The 23662-nt window shown below is 51.6% G+C and carries 16 protein-coding genes; 11 read left to right on the forward strand and 5 right to left on the reverse strand.

All coding sequences use genetic code 11. The annotated features are described in order from the left end of the window. Positions 1 to 328: 328 nt before the first annotated feature. Positions 329 to 850 carry a ClbS/DfsB family four-helix bundle protein gene (locus BLR64_RS19595; RefSeq protein WP_090716716.1) on the reverse strand — a complete coding sequence of 174 codons (522 nt, stop codon included), beginning with the start codon at positions 848 to 850 and terminating at the stop codon, positions 329 to 331. A 378-nt stretch (positions 851 to 1228) separates the two neighbouring features. On the opposite strand from BLR64_RS19595, the gene BLR64_RS19600 reads away from it, so the two are divergent. The 8 genes from BLR64_RS19600 (at position 1229) to BLR64_RS30390 (ending at position 11471) form a co-directional block, all read left to right on the forward strand. Next, positions 1229 to 2560: a methyl-accepting chemotaxis protein gene (locus BLR64_RS19600; protein WP_090716717.1), complete on the forward strand. Its 1332-nt coding sequence runs from the start codon at positions 1229 to 1231 to the stop codon at positions 2558 to 2560. 181 nt (positions 2561 to 2741) lie between these two features. After that, positions 2742 to 4295, forward strand: coding sequence for a glycosyltransferase family 39 protein (locus BLR64_RS19605; RefSeq protein WP_090716719.1), 1554 nt, complete (start codon positions 2742 to 2744; stop codon positions 4293 to 4295). A gap of 3 nt (positions 4296 to 4298) precedes the next feature. Further along, entirely contained in the window at positions 4299 to 4550 is a 252-nt protein-coding gene (locus tag BLR64_RS19610; protein ID WP_090716720.1) for a hypothetical protein, read from the forward strand. A gap of 166 nt (positions 4551 to 4716) precedes the next feature. After that, positions 4717 to 6993 carry an AraC family transcriptional regulator gene (locus BLR64_RS19615; protein WP_244157778.1) on the forward strand — a complete coding sequence of 759 codons (2277 nt, stop codon included), beginning with the start codon at positions 4717 to 4719 and terminating at the stop codon, positions 6991 to 6993. 491 nt (positions 6994 to 7484) lie between these two features. Beyond that, on the forward strand, positions 7485 to 8444 hold the full coding sequence (locus BLR64_RS19620; RefSeq protein WP_090716723.1) for an ABC transporter permease: 960 nt from the start codon (positions 7485 to 7487) through the stop codon (positions 8442 to 8444). 15 nt (positions 8445 to 8459) lie between these two features. Next, the gene (locus BLR64_RS19625; RefSeq protein ID WP_090716725.1) at positions 8460 to 9332 is read left to right on the forward strand and encodes a carbohydrate ABC transporter permease; all 873 of its coding nucleotides are present in this window, start codon (positions 8460 to 8462) and stop codon (positions 9330 to 9332) included. A gap of 69 nt (positions 9333 to 9401) precedes the next feature. Continuing rightward, the gene (locus tag BLR64_RS19630; protein WP_090716726.1) at positions 9402 to 11084 is read left to right on the forward strand and encodes an ABC transporter substrate-binding protein; all 1683 of its coding nucleotides are present in this window, start codon (positions 9402 to 9404) and stop codon (positions 11082 to 11084) included. Positions 11085 to 11327: 243 nt separating this feature from the next. Continuing rightward, entirely contained in the window at positions 11328 to 11471 is a 144-nt protein-coding gene (locus BLR64_RS30390) for a hypothetical protein (RefSeq protein ID WP_167360735.1), read from the forward strand. Between the two features lie 468 nt (positions 11472 to 11939). On the opposite strand, the gene BLR64_RS19640 is transcribed toward BLR64_RS30390, so the two are convergent. The 3 genes from BLR64_RS19640 to BLR64_RS19650 all read right to left on the reverse strand — a co-directional run bounded on the left by BLR64_RS19640 (position 11940) and on the right by BLR64_RS19650 (position 16723). After that, positions 11940 to 13715 carry an ABC transporter ATP-binding protein gene (locus tag BLR64_RS19640; protein WP_090716730.1) on the reverse strand — a complete coding sequence of 592 codons (1776 nt, stop codon included), beginning with the start codon at positions 13713 to 13715 and terminating at the stop codon, positions 11940 to 11942. Continuing rightward, positions 13702 to 15477 (reverse strand): ABC transporter ATP-binding protein, encoded by a 1776-nt coding sequence (locus BLR64_RS19645; RefSeq protein WP_090716732.1) that lies wholly within the window; start codon positions 15475 to 15477, stop codon positions 13702 to 13704. The genes BLR64_RS19640 and BLR64_RS19645 overlap by 14 nt, the downstream gene beginning before the upstream one ends. 166 nt (positions 15478 to 15643) lie before the next feature. Further along, positions 15644 to 16723, reverse strand: a complete 1080-nt coding sequence (locus BLR64_RS19650) for an RNA-guided endonuclease InsQ/TnpB family protein (RefSeq protein ID WP_090716734.1) — start codon at positions 16721 to 16723, stop codon at positions 15644 to 15646. Positions 16724 to 17051: 328 nt separating this feature from the next. Here BLR64_RS19650 and BLR64_RS19655 point away from each other — a divergent pair, with 328 nt between their 5' ends. Next, a complete protein-coding gene (locus tag BLR64_RS19655; protein ID WP_090716736.1) occupies positions 17052 to 17954 on the forward strand; it encodes a GNAT family N-acetyltransferase in 903 nt (300 codons plus the stop codon). 111 nt (positions 17955 to 18065) lie between these two features. On the opposite strand, the gene BLR64_RS19660 is transcribed toward BLR64_RS19655, so the two are convergent. Beyond that, complete coding sequence (locus BLR64_RS19660) at positions 18066 to 19055, reverse strand: DUF4003 family protein (RefSeq protein WP_090716738.1); 990 nt, start codon at positions 19053 to 19055, stop codon at positions 18066 to 18068. A gap of 201 nt (positions 19056 to 19256) precedes the next feature. Between BLR64_RS19660 and BLR64_RS19665 the strand changes: the two genes are divergently transcribed. Further along, positions 19257 to 19598 (forward strand): zinc ribbon domain-containing protein YjdM, encoded by a 342-nt coding sequence (locus BLR64_RS19665; protein WP_090716739.1) that lies wholly within the window; start codon positions 19257 to 19259, stop codon positions 19596 to 19598. Positions 19599 to 20019: 421 nt separating this feature from the next. After that, complete coding sequence (locus BLR64_RS19670) at positions 20020 to 23661, forward strand: PA14 domain-containing protein (RefSeq protein ID WP_244157776.1); 3642 nt, start codon at positions 20020 to 20022, stop codon at positions 23659 to 23661. Position 23662: the final 1 nt, after the last annotated feature.

The raw sequence follows: 23662 nt of genomic DNA on the forward strand, positions 1-23662 counted from the left end.
ATGAGGCGAAACGGCAGAATCAAGGGCAAAAGTGCCTCTGATTCCGCCTCTATGAGGCGAAACGGCAGAATCAAAGGGAAAAATCCCTTTGATATGGCGCTAGAAGGAGCGGAATAGTGGAATCAAAGGGAACATTCCTCAAATCCCGCTCACTAACGCGTCAAGTCCGCACGCATATCTGCATCTAATGCGTCAGTCCGTACGCTTACCCGTAGCTAACGTGCCAGTCCGCACGTAAGCCCGCAACTAACGCGCCATTCTGTCTGCGTATCCGCTTCGGTCGCTAACGAGTCTGCTTCGCAGCACTCGCTCATCCGCCGTTCCGTGCTCACTCCGCCGGAACGTGCTTTTTCCACTTCCGGATCTTTGCCCGGAAGGTTTTGAAAGGGGCGGCCGAGTTAATGTGAATCCAGCGGGCCATCGGCCAGTTGTCCTTGCTGCCTGTCCACACGCGAACGCCTTGAGTAAACAGCTCTTCCTCCGTTAAGCTGCCTACCCAGGCCAGCCACTCCTGCTCCGCCTGACGGAGCAGGCCCCGCAATTCGGTAAGCGTGTAGCTCTCGTACTCTTTATAGAAGGACTGATACAGTCCGCCCAACTGGTTCCATTTATAGTCCGCGGACAGCATCGGGACACTCCGGCCTGCAAGCTCCGCCTTGTCCCAGCCCATAACCAGATGCAGCCAGCCGAGCTGATAGGCGATGATTTCGCCCGGTGTTTTGTCTACTTCAGGTATCCGCAAGTTCCTGTGACGGTCACTTATTCCCGTAAATTCTGCATCAAACAATATGTAGTTAGTGTGGATCGTGTCCAGCAACTCCTGCTTGGAGTTATATTCATAGCTTGCCATATTAGCTATACTCCTCCCTGTATTCTTAACTCCGTTATACCATAGAGCAGTGACACCAGTATGTCCGGTTTAGCTCAATTAACAGCATTAATAAAGTTACCCCGCCAACCCTGCATCTCGCCCCCGGCACTTCCAGACTCCTGAGCTCCCCGTCCTCCAGCCCACCTAACATCTAGCTCCTGCCACTCCCATCACTCCGTTACTCCGTCACTCCCGTCACTCCATCACTGCGCCACTCCGCCCCACCGCCCCACCGCCACTCGAGTCACTCCCGCCATCCACTATCCCAATAATCAGCCGGCCATCCCCGGTTGTTAATGTTCAGTTAATCCGGCTGGGGTATGGTATAGATATTATTTTTTTGCGGGGGAGAGGCTTATGGGCATAAAGAACTGGCTGTTGAATGCTACTGTGAACTCCATTAAGTTTAAGCTGGTGCTGGCGATTGTGATTGTTCAGGTGCTGAGCACGAATATCGGACAGGCTGTGAATTATCTGCTGGACAGAAGCGGAGAGGTGATTGAGATTGTCGGAGGGGACTCCAAATACATTGAGGGGAACATCGGATTCATGGTCTCTTCAGGCCTCAGCATTCTGATCTCTGTGTTCATTATTGTCTTTGTGTACGATAAGCTGGTCCTCAAGCGGCTGAAAAAGGTACTGGGGTACACCGAGCAGCTGGGAGAAGGCGTTCTATCGGGGGAGCTTAAGTTTGGCGGCAATGATGAGATCAGCAGACTTGGCCATTCACTCGATAAAAGCGCTGCCCAGATCAAATCCCTGGTCTCCGGAATAGCAGCTATTTCAGGCAACATCAACACGGCCAGCTATGAGCTAATGGAATCGGCCCGTAATTCTTCGGCCAGCATGAACACGATACATACAACCTCATCAATCCTTGCGGATGATGCGCTGAGTCTGCTTCATTCTACTCAGGAAGCAAACAGCTCCTTCGAGCAGATCCATGAGCAGAACCGGTTGCTGCTGGCGAATGCCGGATCGGCCTTGAGCTCAGCGGATGAAATGGAAAACCGTGCTGTACAGATGAGCCGGCAGGTAAAAGCTTCCCTGGAGCAGGCCGAACAGACCTACAGGGAAAAGCAGGACAATATTCTAAAAGCCATTGCAGCCGGTGCAATCGTTGAGGAAATCAGCGTCATCTCCCACAGCGTTAAGGCAATCTCGTCACAGACCCATCTGCTGGCCCTGAATGCATCGATTGAAGCGGCCAGAGCGGGTGAGCAGGGCAGGGGCTTTGAGGTGGTGGCAGGTGAGGTAAAGAAGCTGGCTGACCAGTCCACTCAGGCGATCACCGGGATTGAGGAGCTTGTGACTCAGGTAAGAGAGGTGTTCGATCATCTGTCGCGCAGCTCCCAGGATGTGCTGGAGTACATTGATCATAATGTAAAAGCGGAGTACGAACTGCTCTTGCAAACCGGACGCCAGTACCAGTCAGACGCGGCGCTGATCCACCGGATTTCGACGGAAGTGAACGGCGCTGCCGGCCTGATGAATACTTCCATCAAAGAGATCAGTAAGGTGATCGATACGGTTGTAGATACCTCCGGGAACGCCTCTGCGTATACGGCCGAGATTAATGCCAGCCTGACCGATATTAGCGCGGTGATGAATGAGGCGGCAGTATCCATGGAGCAGCAGTCTGCGCTGGCATCCCAGTTAACCGAGTCAGTAAAAAGGTTCACCTTTTAATAGACAATAAGCAGCTAATCCGGACACCTTCAAGAGATGCATTCCTGCCGCTGTGCAGTGCAACTTTTGGAGGTGTTTTTGAGCTGACCGGAGCCTGCCATCCCCTTAACTTTATTTTCATCTAACGTTCAGTTTCAGAGTTTATAATGCGTCTATCACTACTCCGCAAGAGGAGGTTCACATGGTCAAGGGTATTCACAAATCACTTTACATTATCCTTAGCTTGTTCATCGGCCTGTTCATTGCTTCCTCGTTTTTTATCAGGGCAAAGTACAGTTATTTCGTATACGGGGACACACCGGTACTGGAAAAGCAGCAGCTCGGCCTGTTCATTCTGGTCATCGTTCTGATGCTGGCAATAAGCGCCGCGCTCTATACAATAAGCCTGAAGCTCAATAGGTTCAGCAGACGGATCGTCATTCCTGCCGTTCTGGCGGTGTCTTTTGCCATTCAGCTGGCCATTATTTTTCTGTTCCCCCGTCTGCCGACGGATGATTCCGAGACGGTGCTTAATCTGGCGCTCGATATGCTCTACCGCAGCGATTATTCGTCCTTTGAGACGGGCGGGTATCTGCATATGTTTCCGTTTAACTTCTCGACGGTCCTCTACTTAAAGACGCTGCTATACCTTTTTCCGGATAATTACCTGACGATTAAAATATTCAACATCCTGTTCACTCTATTAACCACGTTAATGATTTACCTGCTGTATAAGGAGCTTAACGACAAGTCCAGGGAGCACGACTACGGGGTTCTGGTATTGGGGGCTACCTATTTGCCGGCCTTGTTTATGAGCAATTTTATTTATAATGATGTGATTGCCACTGCTTTTTTGACGAGCGCATTATATTTTGCCGTGAAATTTATGAAAAGAAAATCCTTAAAGGACATTCTGTTTGCAGCAATCCTGCTGGCCATCGGGAACTACTTCCGTAGCATCGGTGTTATTGTGCTGATTGCGGTGCTGCTTAGCCTGTTGCTGGGTCTTCGTAAGCTGGGTGTACGGAAGACGCTGGCGGCGCTGTTCATTACAGGTGTGCTGTTTAATGTACCTGGCTGGACGCAAAATGCGGCGCTGCAGGCAGCGGGTGTGGTGGATGAATCCGTGAATACCAACTCTGCACCGGTCTATATGTGGCTGAATATGGGCATCAATCTGGAGACGTTCGGCTTCTGGGACAACAGGGAGAGCTATACGATCTACCAGCAGGATGCTGATTACAATAAGGCGGCAAGTACGGAGCTGTTCAAGGAAGAGATCAGCAACAAGCTGGCCGATGCAAGCACAGGCGATCTGGTGAACATGTATTATAAAAAGCTGATCTGGACCTGGACGGAGGGCACCTATCAGATGGAGCGCTACGGACTTGGCAATGACAGCTCCTCCGGCAACAGAGGGAGAATGGTTGGCATGGTCATGGACCGCTATAGCTACACAAACGCTGCTACTGATCTTTTTAAAGGAGATTCCGGCTACCGGAGCGGATTGCTGTGGATGCTGTATGTCCTGAACCTGCTGATGTATGGGGGCATCCTGGTCCGGCTGATTGGCAGCATCAGGGCTGGACGCTACGGGGAAACTCCGCTGGTGCTGATTATACTCGGGTTTATCGGATTTTATCTGCTGTGGGAGATTAAGGCACGGTATATTTTCCCAGTGTATCCGCTGTTGATCGTGTTCTCCTATATGGGATTTAAAGATGTGTATGATTACTTTGCCGGAAGGAAGGGATGAGTTATGCGGACCAGACGATCTGCCGCTCTGATCATAGCCGTACTCAGCTGCTCTATGGTGCTGACTTCGTGCGATGCCATTACGGCCCAGAAAATCTCCAGTGACGGCAGCGGCTCAGGCCCGCGGATGAACGGGGGGCCAGGCTTTGGCGGCGGCCGCGGTACAGATGGCGGGTTCCCCGGGATGAACGGCGGGATGAGACGAAACGGCGGGCAGGGTATGGATAGGAGCGGCGGGCAAGGCGGACAGAATTAAGCAATCCGCACCGGAGTGCCAGCCGGATTTCCCCCGCAATACACAAATTGAACATGCAGGTTCAATTTGTACATCAACCCTGCGCCAGGATCGTGCTATCATTGGGATGTACAAAAGAGCAACTCTACTAAACGAACAATGAGGCAGGGGATCAGTATTGGCTTGGATGCGGGGAAAATTCACGCGGAGTGTAGCTTACCGACTATTTGTTTCGTATGCTGTGATTCTATGTATACCGGTCATACTCAGTTTAATCATATACGGCCAGACCCGGGAGATCGTCAAGCGTGAGATCGTACTGGCCAGCGGCGCGATGCTGCAGCAGGTCAGATACATCGTGGACGGCGAGCTGCTGCAGACGGAGAGCCTGGCGGCCCAGCTGGCCATCCATCCGGATGTGCGTAAATTAATCTCATCCAAAACGGAAAACGCTTACGGTGTATATGAGATGAAGCAGGAGCTGAACAAGCTGCTGTCGGCGAATGATTTTATACAGGGGATTTACCTGTACTCGAAGCCTCTGCAGACTGTGCTCTCAAGCGAAACCTATGTGAAGGAGCAGGACTTCTATGAAATGAAGCTGCAGACGGATACGTTCAGCTACGATAGCTGGCAAAAGCTGATCAACAGAGAGCAGACGCGCGGCTATGTGATGCTTCCTGTGGAGAATCAGGGGACTGTCGTCTACACTCCGGCTTATGTCCGGTCGCTGACGAAGCAGGGGAGCTCGGAGACCTCGGGTACACTGATTATTGCGCTCAACGCCGAGAAAATCATGACCATGCTGGGCAATATCGACTGGGTGGACCGCGGCCAGGTGTTCATAATGGATACGAACAATCAGGTGCTGATCCAGAATGCCGGCGGAAATACAGTGGCTCCTCCGCTGTACCGGGAGTGGAATGACCGCGGGACAGGGACGTTTATGGGCTCCTTTCAGGAAGTGGAATCGGTGATTACCATTGAATCCTCAGATACAACGGGATGGAAGTATATCAGTGTGTTTCCGACAAAAGTGTTCTGGGAGCGCGTCGGCACCATCCGTAACTTGAATCTGCTCGGGCTGCTGCTGTGCTTTGTGATCGGGGGCGCGGTGATCACTTATTTTGCCCGGAAAAATTATGACCCGATCAAGCAGCTGGTAAGTGTATTTGCCCGCAATACGATGCCGCGCAGCGGGGCGTATCTGGATGAGTACACCTTTATCCGCAGCAGCGTGCTGGAGACGATCCGCGAGCGCGATGATATGAACAACAAGCAGGCCCAGCAGCTGCGGGTGCTGAAGGATTATTATCTGGTCAAGCTGCTGAAGGGGCAAACGGACCGCAATGTTCCGCTGACGGAGCTGGCGAAGGCCTACCATTTGTCCTGGACGGGGGACACCTTTGCCGTAATGCTGTTTTATATTGAGAGCAGTGAGGGCGGAGTAACCGATCTGGCCTTATCCCAGTTCATTGTCTCGAATATCGTTCAGGATACCGCCGGTGAGGGAGTGATGCTCCATTTTACAGATGTGGACGGTATGCTTGCTACGGTTGTAAATGTACATCCGGAGTTCACGGAGCAATGGAAGGAGCAGTTAGAGCAGGATCTGGCGCAGGCCGGCAAGTTCATTCTCGAACGGTACAAGCTACGGTTCACCGCAGTAGGCAGTAATCTGCAGAGCGGACTGGATGGGATTCATCAGGCTTTTGTGCAGGCGCTGGAGGCACAGGAGCACCGGATTATGCTCGGGGAGCGGGCGCTGATCTGGTATGGGGACATCAAGCCCGGCGAGAGCAGCTATTTCTTCACCGTGAATGATCAGATGATTCTGATCAACTTTCTGAAGGCGGAGGAATTCGGCAAGGCGCAGCAGATGATCAGCAACGTAATCGGGCAGGCGTTCCAGTGTGAGGCTTCCCATGAGATGGCAAAATGCGTGCTGTTGGATCTGGCAACAACAATGATCAAAACCATTCCCGACTCGGAGCAGGCCGGTATCGCCTGGGAGGAATGGCGTCCGCTCAAGCGGCTCTTATCTTGCACCACCAAGGCGGAGTTTGAGCAGGAGCTTATGGATATTTTCGGGCGGGTATGCGGGCTGCTGAAAAATAAGCAGAATAATCAGGCCAGCACCGGCATCAGCGAGAAGATTATTGATTTTGTTCAGAAGAATTATACTGACAAAAACCTCAGTGTTGCCCTCATCGGCGATGAGTTCCGGCTAACTCCGCAGTACGTATCCCGGCTGTTCCGTGAGCAGACAGGAGAGATGGGGCTGCATGATTATATCAACCATACCCGGGTGGAAGCGGCCAAATCGCTGCTCCTAGAGGGAGTAAGCATTGACGAGACGGCGGCCCGCGTCGGCTTCGCCAGCAGCCATGCGCTGATCCGTGTGTTCAAGAAATACGAAGGCATCACCCCCGGCAAGTACAGAACGATTCAGGAGCAGGCGTAAACTCTTTTATATAGAAGAAAGATGGTCTCCGGGGTAGCCCGGGGCCATCTTTTTTTGCATTGTATGGATTGAACTTGAAAATTTACAAAAGGGAAAGTGGCGGAAGGAATTTTGGAACTGTAGGAGCGATAGCGACCGCCTGAAAGCTTTTCGCAGAAAAGCTCGCTACGGAAGCATAAGCTGTCTGCGGATTTCAACTGCGAACAGCGGGTTAATTCAAGAAATCTGCAGAAGGGCAGCGGCCGGAAGTCCAAACATTCTCTGGAGTCACGGCTGTACCTTAATAGCAAGATCATCAGTTCAATCTGTTTGATACAAGTTGTTTTCCTAAAAAAGTCCATCATATTCAAAATATCACCCGCCAAATCGCGGGTTTCGTACATCATTTTCCTTATTGAACATTGATGCACAGGCGGAGCGCGGGGTACAGTCGGGATGTAAACGGATTCATGTCAGACAGGATGAATTTCTATTAAGGAAGTGATCGCATAATGGCAGCTCAGCCGCAAATCAGTGGGGCAGCCCGCAAGCAGCTTAAGACGAAGGAGCAGGTGCCGCTCTGGAGGCATGTTAAGCAGGAATGGAAGCTCTATTCGTTCCTGGTCATTCCCGTACTTTATTTCCTGATATTCAAGTACGCTCCGATGCTGGGGAATATTATTGCCTTCCGCAAGTACAGGGGCGGGCCGAATATTTTGGGGACAGAATGGGTCGGCTTTACTTACTTTGAAATGTTCATGAAGGACCCGACCTTCTGGCGGGCGTTCTTCAACGATCTGACGCTCAGCGTCAGTTACCTGGTGGTTAAATTCCCGCTCACCCTGCTGTTCGCGCTTCTGCTCAACGAAATTCGCAGGCTCAAATGGAAAAAATTCGTCCAGACCGTCTCCTATCTGCCCCATTTTATCTCGATGGTTATTGTCGCAGGGATGATTAAGGAAATTCTTTCTTTAAACGGTCCGGTCAACAGCCTGCTGGCCACACTTGGACTTGAGAAAATCGCCTTCATCTCGCTGCCGGAATGGTTCACACCAATCTATGTGACTTCAGGGGTATGGCAGGGGCTGGGCTGGGGCACGATCCTATATCTTGCGGCAATGACCAGCATTGATCCGGCACTCTATGAGGCAGCCAAAATGGACGGGGCCAACCGGATGCGTCTCGCCAGGCACGTTACCATTCCCGGCATTCTGCCGACGGTCATGGTGCTTCTGATTCTGGACATCGGCAGCATTCTAAGCTCTAATTTTGAAAAAATCCTGCTGCTCTACAATCCGCTTACCTATGAATCGGCAGATGTCGTCTCCACCTATGTGTACCGGATGGGGATCACCGGCGGTAATTTCAGCTATGCGACTGCAGTCGGCCTGTTCGAAGGTATTATCGGGCTGATTCTGGTGACGACGGCCAACGCTGTGTCCAAGCGGACTACGAAATCAAGCTTATGGTAGAAAGGAGCAGAGAACATGAAACCCAGCAGAGCCTTCAGCCTGTTTAACGTCATTAACAGTATTTTTATGGTTCTAATTGTGCTGTTTACGCTGTATCCGTTCGTCTATCTCGTGGCCCAGTCCTTCAGCTCGGAGGCGGCTATTTATGCAGGTTCGGTGTCGATTTTTCCGGTGGAATTCACAACGAAGACGTATCAGGTCATTCTTAGCAAGCCGGACTTTTTCCTCTATTACTGGAACACGATTGTGTATTCCGTTGTCGGCACTTTTATAGCTGTGGCTGCAACCGCTGTCATGTCCTATCCGCTCTCCAAGGAGAGGCTGCGGCTGAATAAGTTTTTTATTCCCTTCGTGCTGTTTACGATGTATTTCGGCGGCGGACTGATCCCCAACTACATTCTGGTAGCCAAAACACTAGGGCTGCGGGATACCATCTGGGCCATTGTCATTCCGGGAGCAATCAGCGCATTCAATGTCATTCTGATGAAGACATTCTTCGCCGGTCTGCCGGGTGAGCTGGAGGAGGCGGGGCGTGTGGACGGCCTGGGGGTATTCGGGATTTTTACACGGATTATTCTGCCTCTGTCGAAGCCGATTCTCGTCACCATTATGCTGTTCGTGATGGTCGGGATGTGGAACAACTGGTTCGGTCCTTCCCTGTATCTGCAGTCGAAGGAGAAATGGCCGGTCGCGCTATATCTGAAGCAAATTATTGATAACGCGATCAGTCCGACGGAAATCGGGGCTACCTCCGACCAGACGAGCCAGATTGCCGCAAGTGTCAAATCAACAGCCATGGTGCTTACGTCACTGCCGATTATCTGTATCTATCCTTTTGTCCAAAAATATTTCGTACAGGGCATGATGATCGGGGCCGTCAAAGGGTAACGGTATAACCGGAAGCGCTTGCCGCGCTCCGTTCTATACAAAGCTTGAACCATAAAGGGGAGGCAAAATATGAAATTCACAAAATCAGTTGGCATGGGTATGATGGCGCTGCTGCTTGTTGTTTCAACAGCCTGTTCATCCGGTAACAACGGAGCAGCGAACACAGACAAGCCGGAAGCAACAAAATCGGCGAATGCAGGGGCTTCAAATGCGGAAGCAGGCGCTGCGGAGGCTTATACTTTTGGCGAGGGCCAGACGTTTCATTCCAATGAGCCGGTCAGCTACTCCATGATGTACAGCGACCATGAGAACTATCCGTATAAAGCGGACTGGAGACTGTGGAGCGCCATTCAGGAGAAGACCAATGTAACCTTCGATCTGTCCATTACGGCCAGAACCGAATATGAGAATCAGAAATCCCTGCTGGTCAACAGCGGTGACGCTCCTTATATCATTCCGAAGACGTATGATGAATCTGCGTTTGTAGCATCCGGCCAGATCGTTCCGGTCAGTGACTGGGTCCAGTACATGCCGAACTACTCCAAGGCGGTCAAGGACTGGGGCATGGAAGAGGACCTGAAGATGAAGCTGCGGGACGACGGCAAGTACTATCTGCTTCCGGGCATGTGGGAAATTGCGGGCGGCGGCTACTCGTATATTATCCGTAAGGATATTTTTGAGGCGGCCGGAGTGGATGTAGAGGGTGAACAGGGTAACTGGACCTATGAGGAATTTGCTGCAGCTCTGAAAAAGGTAAAAGATTTCACCGGCTCCCCATACGTTATCTCTGACCAGTTCAAGGGTGAATCTGCACTGAATATCGCAGCTGTACAGTATGGTGTGACCGCCGGCTGGGGGATTTCCAACGGGCTGACGTTTGATCAGGATAAACAGCAGTTCGCTTTTGCCGATAACTCCGATGACTTCAAGAGCTTTGTGGGGTATTTCAATAAGCTCGTCACTGACGGCATCCTGGACCCGGAAACGTTCACCCAGGAGGATGATGCGGCCCAGGCGAAGTTCTTCAAAGGCGATACCTACGCGATCAGCGGCGTGTACCAGGTACTGGCTGACTTTAAGAGCAAGATGCAGGACCCGAATGCCGAATTGTATATGATTACCCAGCCGGGCGGTCCAAAAGGCAAGCTGCAGATCGAGAACTCGCGGCTGGAGAACGGCATTATGATCAGCCAGAATGCCCTGGATGACCTGGGTGAAGAAGGCTTTATCAAAATGCTCCGCTTCATCGACTGGTTCTGGTATTCTAATGAAGGCCAGATGTTGAGCCTCTGGGGTGTGGAGGGCGAGACGTATACGCTTGATGCAGACGGCAATGTGGTGCTGAACCCGGATATTTACTATAACGGAATGAACGAAGGCGCTCCTAAGCAGCTTAACGTCGATTACGGCTTCGCCGGCGGGATGTTCGCTTACGGCGGCTCGGAGAAGCTCCGCTTGTCCAAAATGACCGAAGGTGAACGTGACTTCATGACCCGTATCCAGGAGACGCGCGAGGCACGCAAGCTGATCCCGCCGATCATGGCGACAGCCGAGGAGAGCGAGCAGATGAAGCTGATCTCGACTCCGCTTATGGATTATGTTAAGACAATGACACTCAAATTCGTCACCGGCCAGGAGAGCCTCGACAACTGGGATAACTATAAAGCCCAGGTAGAGGCTAACGGCAGCACGCGGTACACGGAGATGGCGAACGAGATTTTTGCGAAGACTAAGAGTTTGTTGGGATACTAGAGTTGTCAGGATACTAATAATAGTGTGAAAAGTCAGGCGCCGCTTCCCATTGGGGAGGTGGCGTTTTGCTTTTTTATGGTGGGGGTGTGTTGGGGAATGTGGGAGGAGAGGATAGGAGTAAAGGAATGGTTAAAAGGGGGAAAGGATGGGGATTGGCGCTTAGGTGGCGGGATGTGCGCATTGAGGGTGATGGGAGTAACAATAGTATTAAGAGAAGTGAGCGCGTATGGCGGAATACGCGAAATGAGAGGCGAAAGTGCCTTTGATTTAGGCGCTGGCGGCGGAATGTGCGAAATGAGAGGCAAAAGTGCCTTTGATTTCGGCTTTGGCGGCGGAATGTGCGAAATGAGAGGCAAAAATGCCCTTGATTTGGGCATAGGCGGCTGAATGAGTGAAATGAGAGGCAAAAATGCTTTTGATTGGGCTCAGATAGCACAAGTATGCGAAATAGAGGGATTTTTCCCTTTAAGTAGGTCAAAGCGGGCCGGAAGTATGCGAAATAGAGGGATTTTTCCCTTTAAGTAGGTCAAAGCGGGCCGGAAGTAGGCGAAATAGAGGGATTTTTCCCTTTAAGTAGGCCAAAGCGGGCCGGAAGTATGTGAAATAAAGGGATTTTTCCCTTTAAGTAGGTCAAAGCGAACCGGAAGTAGGCGAAATAGAGGGATTTTTCCCTTTAAGTAGGCCGAAGCGGGCCGGAAGTACGCGAAACAGAGGGACTTTCCCCTTTAAGTAGGCTCAAGCGTGCCGCGAAACCGGCTCAGTCCGTGCCGATCCCATCAGCATCCCCCCAGCAGATGCAAAAAACGGATACCCCCTCAAAGGGGAGTATCCGCTCCACTATCTACTAAGTAAACCCTATGCTTCCATCTTCTGAGCCGTATAGAGCCGATGGTAAAGGCCTTTGCGTGCCAGCAGCTCCTCATGCGAGCCGCTTTCGGCGATGCCCTTGTTAGCCACGTACATAATGCGGTCGCAGTTTTTCACGGTCGACAGGCGGTGCGCGATGATGAAGGAGGTGCGGCCTTTAAGCAGCTCGTTCAGCCCCTTTTGCAGCAGGCGTTCGGTCTTGGCGTCGATCGAGGAGGTTGCCTCATCCAGAATGAGAATGCGCGGGTCGGCCAAGAGTGTTCTGGCGAACGAGATGAGCTGGCGCTGTCCCTGCGAGAGCTTGGAGCCGCGCTCATTGACCTCGGTCATATAGCCCTGCTCGAACTCGCGGATGAATTCATCGGCGCAGACGGTTTTGGCTGCAGCAATGACTTCCTCCTCGGTGGCATCCAGCTTGCCGTAGCGGATATTGTCCAGGATCGTCCCCGAGAAAATAAAGCTGTCCTGCAGCATAATTCCCATCTGGCTGCGCAGGGACTTCATCGTCACCCCGGCAATGTCCTCGCCGTCGATCAGAATCCGGCCGCCGGTCAGATTATAGAAGCGGGAGATCAGATTGACGACGGTGGTTTTACCGGCACCGGTCGGTCCGACCAGGGCGACACTTTCACCGGCCTTAACGTCAAAGGAGACGTTCTCCAGAATGTTCAGGCCCGGATCATAGGCAAAGGTTACATCGTCGAAGGTTACTTGCCCGCGTGCAGGCGGCAGCTCTTTCGCACCCGGAACGTCGCTGACTGTAACCGGCTCATCCAGCGTTTCGAAGATCCGCTCCAGATAGGCGACAGCGTTAATGAAGCTGTTGTACAGGTTCGATAAGTTAAGAATCGGCTGCCAGAAACGGGCTGCGTAGCTGCTCATTGCAAGAATGACCCCGAAGGTGACATCCTGCGGGCTCAGCGTCAGCAGGCCGACCAGATAAATCAGTGTCATAACCGTTGTAGCCAGATTATCGACGGTGAACGGGATCAGCGCGTTATAGCGCAAGGCCCGCATCCATTCGGTCCGGAAGTTGCCGGCGAGCCTGGTGAAGATGCCTTCATTGCGCTGCTCGCGCGAGAACATCTGCGTGACGCCGATCCCGCTGATGCTCTCCTGCAGGTAGGCGTTCAGGTTGGAGCTCTTATTGGAGACAGCCTGCCAGGCACGGCGCTGCTTGTTTTTGATCAGCAGCATGATGCCGAGGAACACAGGCAGCCCGGCCAGCGTCACGAACGAGAGCCGTACATCGACCGCGAACATGAAGGCGGCGATGAAGATCAGGTTCACAATCTCCAGAATAAAGTTGATGATTCCGTTAGAGAGTACATCAGATACGGCGTTGACGTAATTGACTACCCGGATCAGGATTTTACCCTGGGGACGGTCGTCATAATACTTGAACGGCAGCTCCTGCAGATGCTTGAACAGATCTGTCCGGATGTCAAAAATAATATCCTGCCCGACCCTGGTCATAATCCGCGAGCGGATCGTTGCCAGCACAACGCTGACGACAATTGTCAGCAGCATCAGAGCGGACCAGCCGACCAGCGCCCCCTTGGCTTTGGCCGGAATAGTCACGTCAACGACATGCTGCATGATCAGCGGTGCCGACAGCGAGATGGCTGCCGACAGGGCGCTCAGGAGGAATGCGATAATCATCGGCTTCTTTTTCCGCCGGATATAGATCATGGCACGCCGGAAATGCTTAATATTAAACGGCGATTCCAGATTCTCATCGACGTCAAATTTATTCCTGGCCAATCTGGCTCACCTGCCTTCCGATACCTTCGTTTTGCAGCATAAACACCTCGTAATAATAGCCCCGCTTCGCCAGCAGCTCCGCGTGGGTGCCTTCTTCAATCAGGCGGCCGCGGTCAATAATCAGAATACGGTCCGCTTCACAGGTCGTGGATACCCGCTGGGCGATGATGATCTTCGTGCAAGGATACTCCAGTTCACGCAGACTCCGCTGGATGTGCTCTTCTGTCTCCAGATCGACCGCAGAGGTCGTATCATCAAGAATCAGAATCGGGCGGTGCACCGCAAGTGCCCGCGCCAGCGCAATACGCTGCTTCTGTCCGCCGGACAGACCGACGCCGCGCTCACCGACTACCGTATCGTAGCCTTCCGGCATTTTGGTAATAAAGTCGTGGGCTGCAGCCAGCCGGGCATATTCCATGGCATCCTCTTCGGGCAAGTCAGGGTCGCCATACGCAATATTGCCGTCAATGGTGTCTGAGAACAGCAGTACATCCTGGGTAGCCATTCCAATATTACCCCGCAGCTCATCGAGCTCAAGATCGCGCACATCTACGCCGTCCACCAGCACCCGGCCTGAGGTTACGTCGTAGAACCGGGGGATCAGATTGATGATGGTTGTCTTGCCTGCACCGGTCGAGCCCATAATGGCGACAGTTTCACCAGGCTCAACAGTGAAGCTGACATCATCAAGGACGAGAGCGCTGTTATATTTGAAACGGACGTTCTGGAATTCAATGCGTCCTTCGTACCGGCGCTTCTGCACAGGATTATGTTCATTGGCAATCGAAGGTTTGGCATAGTAGATGTCGACGATTTTGGACAAGCTGGCAAAAAAACGCTGAATATCATTAATAATAATACCGATATTGCGCATTGGGTTCGATATCGCCCAGATCAGGGAAGAGAAGGCGGCAAATTCGCCGAAGGTAATTCTCCCGTCAATAAGGAACAGCCCGCCTGCGATCATCAGGATAACGTTAAAGGCCTGGGCAAAGCTCTCCAGATAAGGAAAATAATCAAGCCAGACGAGCGCAGCCTTTTTATTGGCCGTAGAATAATTAATGTTCTTGTCTGTAAATTTCTCAATCTCGAACGCTTCGCGGGCAAACGCCTTAACGACACGGTTCCCGGAGATGTTCTCTTGTGTGGTCGTGTTCAGCTGCGACAGCCGTTCGCGCAGGTCGATATACATCGGTCGTACGCGCTTGGCAAATATGTAGGCCACAATAAAAATCGGCGGTGCCAGAATCAGCATCCATAACGTCAGCTCCGCATCAATGGTGAAGAAGTAAATGACAGCGGCTGCAAAAATCGTCACCGACTCGATAATCGTCTTGAAAATCCACGCCATCGAGTGCCGCACCATGTCCAGGTCACCGGTCATTTTGGTCATAAGGTCACCGGTACGGTTATGGTCGTAATACTCCCGGTCCTGCCCCTGGATTTTGTTGTACAGATAAATACGGATGTTGTACATCATGTTCTGCGAGGAACGCTCATATTGCATTGTTGTCAGATAAGCCAGACCGGTACGCAGCAGGGAAAATCCGATCATGCCCAGACATAGGGCAATCAGCAGCCCGCGCTTATCCGTCAGATTCTGGACGGCCTGATCACCGGTAATGAACGTGTCGACAATGCGCTGACTGATGTACGGGTTGACAATGGTAAGCGCGGAGCCTACCACCGAGAGGCACAGTGCCAGAATGTACCGGGTCCGGTTACCCTGCAGGTTCTGCCACAGCCACTTAAGCTCAAACATTTCATCACCTGTTTCTGTTTGTTCTGTTGTACGTTACCATGCTGAAAACGAATAAACCAGAGTGATTGTGATGACTCCCTTCCCTAAAGGGAGGGGCTTCTCAGGTCAACGGAAACGGCAACCCATTTCCTCGCTGAAGGCTCCATCCGAGCCAAAGCAGTCAATGTTAAGCGGTTGCTCTTTGCAAAATGTTGATAGCAGCGTTCACATCCCGATCTGCGACGAAACCGCAATGCGGACAGTTGTGAATACGTTCCTTCAGTTCTTTTTTGACAATTTTACCGCAATGAGAGCAAAGTTGTGAGGTATGGCGCGGGTCAACTTGTTTCACGATTCTACCAGCACTCTCAGCCTTGTATTTCGTGAATTGTACGAGTTGATACCAGCCAGCGTCAGCTATTGACTTTGCGAGGTGATGATTCTTGACCATACCAAGCGTATTTAAATCCTCAAAGGCGATCAAACCGAAGCGATTTACGAGACCCCGAGACAGCTTATGCGCGTAGTCCTTGCGCTGATTGGCCACATGTTCATGCATGAGAGCCAATATACGCACAGCTTTCTTTCGCCGATTAGAACCGCGATCCTTACGACTTACGGAACGCTGCATACGCTTTAGTCGCTTCTCGCTTTTTCGTAAGTACTTCGGAGTGTCGAATGTCTCGCCTTCAGAGGTAACGGCAAGATGCCTTAATCCGAGGTCAACGCCGACATGTTCCGAACAATGAGGTAACGGCTGATACCCTACTTCGGTAACTAGACAAGCGTAATACTTGCAGTTCTTCTGGATGATCGTACAAGTCTTAATCTTGCCTTCCACTGGACGGTGCAACTTAGTCTTAACCTCTCCAATCTTAGACAACTTGAGCTTATTACGCTCCAATTTGTAGCCGCCCTGCGGATAGGTGAAGCTATTATACTGTGACGCTGGATTGAAGCGCGGAAACCCCGGCTTTTCTCCAGCCCTCACGCGACGAAAAAAAGCCTGAAACGCCTTGTCTAATCGTTTGGCAACGTCCTGCAATACTTGAGAGTGAACTTGCCTTAGTGCTGGGACCGCCTTTTTTCGCTCGTTAAACATGTTCGCCTGATCGTAATAGTTAAGACTCTTGCCTTCGTTTTTGTAGGCATGAATACGTTCATCTAGCAAACGGTTATACAGTAGGCGGCAACGCTCTAATGTGAAGTCCATCGTCTTGCGTTGTTCGCGGTTTGGATACAACCGGTATTTATATGCTATTAGCATGTTCAACGCTCCTTCTGATCTTCAATAAATCGCTTAACCGTTTCATGGTGACTTACCTCCCTATAGATAAAGCAAGGAGTTTTACGTGCAAATTATAACACAATAAATGGCCAGTGCCCGTTATGTGGAAAATTTGTTGTTACAATCAATTGAACGGGATAAAAGGCATAATCATCATCGCAGAATTCCGGCCTGAACTCCATGTGCAGAATATTTATATTCAACTTTTACCTTGCATATTTAAATAAGCTTATCCAGTATTAAAAGGGTAAAATTACCAATGATATTGCCTGATTGAAATACAGGGGCAGATAGGGGACGATTTTTGTTGGGAGATTGGATAATCCGGAACGTGGATGACGGCGACGAGGGGACCGTTGCGGCGTTTGGCTTTGCACTGCATATGCACTATCTGTATCATGGTGATTTTGAGCAGAAGAACATGTTTCTGGCGGTAAAAGATAACGAAGCGCTCGCACTCGCCCATTTGACGTTCCATGATACGTTCCACGCAGCCGGGCATGACGATGATCCGGAATTTATACGCTATCTTACCGGTGAGATCAGCTTTGGCGGCGGGGAAGAAGATGAAGCGGTTAAGGATGCCCTGCTGGACACGCTGATCGCCCGGGCACGTGAGATCAAAGCACAGTATCCGCATAAGCGGATTGTACTGAATCAATATATTGATACTGGTGATCTCGGGGAGCAGAGCTATTACCTGAAGCGCGGCTTTACCGTTTATGAAACGATTGTTATTTTAAAATATGATCTTACCCGTCCGGTTCCCGTGTATCCTCTGCCGGATGATGTGCAAATCCGCCCCTTTCTGCTGAATCATGATGAGGCCCGGGAGAAGTATCATCAGGCAGAGCAGGCCTCCTTTGACGGGGTAGCCTGGAGTCTCAACCATCTGGCCTGGATGCAGGGCACTCCGGAAATGGTGAACTTCTGTGCATTCAGCGGTGATCAGTTCCTGGGCAACACCTCCACCTGGAGAATTGGCGATGGACACAGCGCAACGGAGAATGTATTTGTCATTCCGCAGTGGCGCAGCCGGGGCATTGCCCGGAACCTGCTCTGTGCTGCACTCTCGTACCTGAAGGAGCAGGGCAAATCCGTCGCCACCCTGGGCACCTACGGAACCAATAAAAAAGCCATCCGGCTTTACACCCGGCTCGGCTACGAGCTGGACGGATTCCGGCTGACGCTGGGTTACGGGATTGAGTAACCTTTTGGCGGGGAATGAAACGGTACACAACCCTAAATAAAACAAAAGGGACTGTGTCCTCCCCAAGCGGGTGGAACAGTCCCTTTTGTGCGCCGATTTTATTATTAGAGATCAGTGCGAAGCCGAGGAAGCGGCAGCGGCAGAAGAGGCTGCGGCTACAGCGATGGCAGTCTGCTGGGCAATGACGATATTAGTCAGGCTGGTGGAGAGCGCCGAGGTCAGAATACCGCTTTTTACATCCTCAATAGATTTGTAGGATACCAGGGCTGCACTTAGCAGCAGCAGCTCCTGCTTGGTAATGGACCAGCTGCCGAAGCCTTTCTGGGTTCTTAGATAGTCATGGGTATCAGAGATATCCTGTACAAGCGACTCATCGTCTGCCGGAAGCAGAGACAGAACTCCGAGGGAGGAGAGGGTATACTCTTTATCCATCCGGATGCCTCTGAGGCGGAAGGCATCGCGCAGGGCAAGCACCCGGGCTGCAGCCTCCGGTGAATCCCCGCCCAGGGCCAGGACCTGGGTCAGCGCCTGCACGCTGTTGCCGGACAGGAACTCCGGCTTCAGCCCGGCGTAAAGCTGCTCCATCCGGGCAGCTCCGCGTTCCGGCTCAAGATCGGACAGCGCCAGCATGGCGGCAAAGATATAATCATCCTGTCCGGTCAGAAAACGGTGATACTCTTTCATGCTGTCATAGAAATGCCGGGTCCGCTCAGCGATACGCTGATGCTGATCGGCCGCCGAGTTAGCGGCAATCTGGTATGCGGCGACAACGAGATAATCCGAGGCCCGCAGCTTGTGTTCTTTAAGCAGGTCATAGACGGCGAGAGTGTCGGATAACAGCGTCTTTTGGTCCCCCGATAGCGACAACAGCGCTGCAATGCAAACGGACAGGTTCCCTCTAAAAGTTGAGAACAGGCCGGTTGAGCTTTTAATCAGCTCATTGCTGTCACGGATAGCCTCGGTGTCTATGGTTTTATTTTGTGCCGTATACAGCAGTGCAGCCAGACGGTTGATCTGTCCGCTTTTCCAGGCAAAAGCCTTTTTGATAAGCTGTGTATTACTGACGAATAAATCCAGTCTGTTTACAAATGGCTCCTTCATATGCGGCTCCCCTCATCTCACACAGATAGTATCTCACATGAAATATTTTACTATATTGGGCCTGCAGATAGCGATGCTTAAGACAGTTTTTGAAAGGACTCGGCCACCGATTGTGAGGGTTCTTATTGCCGCGGTATGCTAGAATAAAAGAGCTGCCGCAAGCCGCAGCAGGGAACTCAAAACGAATGGAGACATGGAATCATGAATGAATTGCCGAATTGTCCGCAGTGCAGCTCAGTGTACACCTATGAGGACGGAACGCAGCTTGTGTGCCCGGAATGCGGGCATGAGTGGACCGCCGGAGCTGAGAGCGGGAGCAGCGAGGATGTTAAGGTAGTTAAGGATGCCAACGGGAATGTGCTGAGTGACGGAGACTCCGTAACGGTCATTAAGGATCTGAAGGTCAAAGGAAGCTCCTCCGTACTGAAGATTGGCACTAAAGTAAAGAACATCCGTCTGGTGGAAGGCGACCATGACATCGACTGCAAAATCGACGGCTTTGGCGCGATGAAGCTGAAATCGGAGTTTGTGCGGAAGGCATAATAAGACCCGGATAGAAGATAAAGCTGCAGGTTAAACTGCGGCTTTTATTTGTTTCTTGAAGCAAGTCTGGGGACAGATGATTTAAAAATACATAAAGTCAAATAAAAATACGAAAAATCTTGTATACAAATATAGGGAAATTCAGCGTTGGTTTAACCTTCCGCTTACATTTCCTTAAAAGGCTGCTGAATCGCTGTATAGCGCATCGGGCCGCGGATATGAGGCTGTGAAAGCCCGCTGGAATAAGGAAGTAAAAGGAAGTTATGGTTATGAAGAGTTTTTATTACCGGAGAGCTGTTTGAAAGCTGCCATCGGGTTTTACGAAAACTTAACCCGCCCTTTACCATGCATGGATTGCACAGTTGCCGGACTAAACGTATCATTTCCCATTGATTACAACTTTCATATGGGGGGAAAAGAAGTGAAGAAGAGGTTTATGCTGGGAAGCCGTGCGCTTACAGCAGCTATGCTCACAGCTTCATTGCTCACGGCCGGTTATGCGCCGCTGCTTCCGGCCAGTGCAGAGCCTGCAGACACAGGCAATACTGCAGCTGAAGAAGCAATTAGTACCGATGCAGCAGGCAATGCCGGTACATCCGGAGGCACCGGAGATGGAGCAGCAGCCCGGGGATTGGGAGATGCCGGATTGCTTTCCGCAGCAGCAGCCGGAGGTACATTAATCGCCAAGGACAGCACCTGGTCCTATCTTGATGACGGATCAGATCAGACTACGGTCTGGCGCAATGTGTATGATGACAGCTTGTGGAAGCAGGGACAAGCGCCGCTCGGTTATGCAAGCAGCGGTAAGGGACTGGATCTGAAGACCCGGATCAGCTATGGTCCGGATGCCAGCCAGAAATATGCCACAACGTATTACCGTAATGAGTTCCAGGTTGAAGATCCGGCAGCAGTCACCCGTCTCGCAGCTACACTGGTACGTGATGACGGAGCTGTTGTATACCTGAACGGACAGGAAGTCTACCGGACCAACATGCCGCAGGGCACAATCCTCTACAATACTTATGCCTCTTCCGCCGTCGGCGACGAACGGCTGGATAACAACTTCACTATCGATCCTGCTCTGCTGATGCAAGGCGTTAACGTAATTGCAGCAGAGGTACATCAGGACCGCGGAGCAAGCTCCGATACTTACTTCTCTCTAGAGCTGAATGCCTCAGCAGGGGCAGCAGCCTCCAAAGAACATGGCTTACTGGGCCAATATTACACCAATAACGACAATTTTGAGTTCGCTGATTATAAATCCACGCGAATTGATTCACAGATTAACTTCAGCAATCTGGATCCGGTTCTCCAGACCTGGGCCGGACGGGCAGATGATGCCAATATCCGCTGGACAGGCCGGCTGGCAGTACCGGCATCCGGTGATTATACCTTCTACATGATTGGAGATAACGGCTTCCGGATGTGGATTGACGATAAGCTGGTGGTCGATCACTGGAAGAATGACTGGGATGTTGAGCAGACCAGCAGCCCTGTAACCCTGCAGGCCGGGGAGATGCACAGCTTCAAGGTAGAGTACTTTGAGGACTACGGCGGCTCCAATCTTTATCTGCGCTGGTCCGGCCCTGGAATCGAGAAGCAGATTGTCCCTGCGGAAGCCTTCTATCTTCCGGCCGGTTACAATGGCCCCGTGTTTGGCACCGTCGATTCCGGAGGCCTGAGCATAGCGCTGCAGCTCACGGGTAATTTGCAGACTGTTCCTGCAGAGCTGGCTGAACATCTGACCGTTAAAGCGGGCGACAAGGTAATTCCGGTCCTGCAGGCGGTTCAAGGAAGCAGCGCTGACCAGCTGATGCTGACGCTGGGAACCATCATTATGCCGGGACAGATTGTAAACGTCGAATATGACGGACAGGCCGGACTTAAGCTTGACGGGGATACGGCTGCGGGCAGCTTCATTTTCAGTCCTGATAATCATTCGGAAGCGGTTGATTATTCACCGATCGCCATCGCAATGTCCTTCCTGAACGAAGCGAAAACGAACCGTTCCTTCGCCTGGTATACAAGCTATGAAAGACCGGACAGCGCACCGGCAGGAATCATGGACAGCATCGTCGAGGTTGTTCCTGCGGATCAGGGCTTTGATTCTCCGGCGAAGCAGCGTTTTACAGGTGATCCTGCCGATACCAAAGCGCTTAATCTGAAAATTACCGGCTCGACAACAGGGGCCTTTATCAGCCATAAGGCTGTCGCCAGCGGACTTGCTCCCGGAACTGCCTATAAGTACCGTGTCGGCAGCGACGGCAACTGGAGTGCCGAGGGCAGCTTCACGACCGAGGGCGAGAAGGAAGATACCTACAGCTTCCTGTATATGACCGACTCCCAAGGCGCCAACACCCATGACTATGAGGTCTGGGCCGATACGCTGAAGAACGGGCTGGATGACTATCCGGACGCTAAGTTCCTGGTGATGACGGGCGATCAGGTTGATGCCGGATCACTGGAATCCCAATGGCTCGATTACTTTGGCAAACCGCAGAATATGCTGATGAAGCTTCCGCTGATGGCAGCTGTCGGTAACCACGAAGGTCCGTATAACGACAACTATTATTATCATTTTAACTATCCGAACGATTCCATTGATGATCCGCTTCCTCCGGGCAGTGTATACTCCTTCGACTACGGCGAAGCCCACATCATGGTTATGAATACGATGGATATGGGCTGGGACGAGCGTCAGCGGAATTCCTTCAACCAGCAGATTGAGTGGCTGAAGCGGGAAGTCGCCGAGACGGACAAGAAGTGGAAGGTTGTTGCGTTCCATAAGGCGATCTATTCGCTGGGGGGACATGCGGCCGAAACCGAAATCAAAGAGCTGCGGGAAACGCTGTATCCCGTCTTTGATGAGCTTGGAATCGACGTAGTCTTGCAGGGACATGACCATGTCTATGTACGCTCTAATCAAATGTACGGGAACAAAGTCGTAGAGAATGTCGTCAAGGACGAAAATGGAAATCCGCTTAACCCGGACGGAACGTTATACATGATCAACAACTCCTCCGGCACGAAATTTTACGATGTTAATAAGAATGTAGATCCTTATTTTGCAGCCGTTTACGAACAGCCGAAGATGCCGATTTACTCCGGAATTCTGATGACGGAAGACAGCTTTACGATCAATTCTTATAAATCCGGTGATACTGCACCTTTTGATACGTACACGATTGTACGGAAAGACAGCAAACCGAAACCGGTTGAGAAACTTTCGGCTGCACGGGCAGAGGAGAAGGCTACACTGCTTACCTGGGAAAAACCTCAGGACGTGAGTGCAGATGATGCTGTGAGAGGCTTCCGTATCTATGAGAAAAACGGGAAGCTGGGTATGAACTGGAACGTCTATGTTCCGGCAGTTGAGGGACAAAGTAAGTACGAATTAACAGTAGCGGGAACGAATCCGGCTGTAGATTACGAATTCATCGTCAAGGCTGTAAATAAGCGTGACAATTCCGCAGAAGCCGCTGTCTTCACCGGCGGTGAACGCCCGGCAGCCCCTACCGCTCCGGTTGTTGATGATGCCCGTAACACTTTCGGCTGGACTCCGGTACCGGGATATACCCGTGCTGCTGATTATGAATTCAGCTTTGACGGAGGCGAAAAGTGGCAGCCGGCCACAGCGAACCCGCAGCCGCTTCCAGATGGTGAATACGCTGCAGGTAAGGTTCAGGTCCGCATCAAGGGCGATGAGACAGCCGGGACACCGGCAGGCTCGGCGCTGCTCTCGGATAAACCGTTTACCCTTAATGATCATAGCGATACGTACGCGCTCCAAGGAACACTCAAACGGGATAATCAGCTCAAGGTTGAGGTTTCAGTCGAGAAGCTGGCGGAATACACCGGCAGCGCCTATGTGGTGTTCGAGCTCCTGGACGGCGATACTCCGCTGCTGATCAGCGCGGTTCCGCTGAAGAGTGATACCCTCACCATGTCCCAGTATTACAACGTAAAAGGTGCGGACTACCGGGTCAAGGTATTCGTATTTGATCAATTTAACAGCAATCTTGAAGTGCCTGAGCAGCTTGCCAAGCCGGCTGAGCTTCAGTGAC

The organism is Paenibacillus typhae (assembly GCF_900099765.1).
Lineage (GTDB): Bacteria > Bacillota > Bacilli > Paenibacillales > Paenibacillaceae > Paenibacillus_AQ > Paenibacillus_AQ typhae.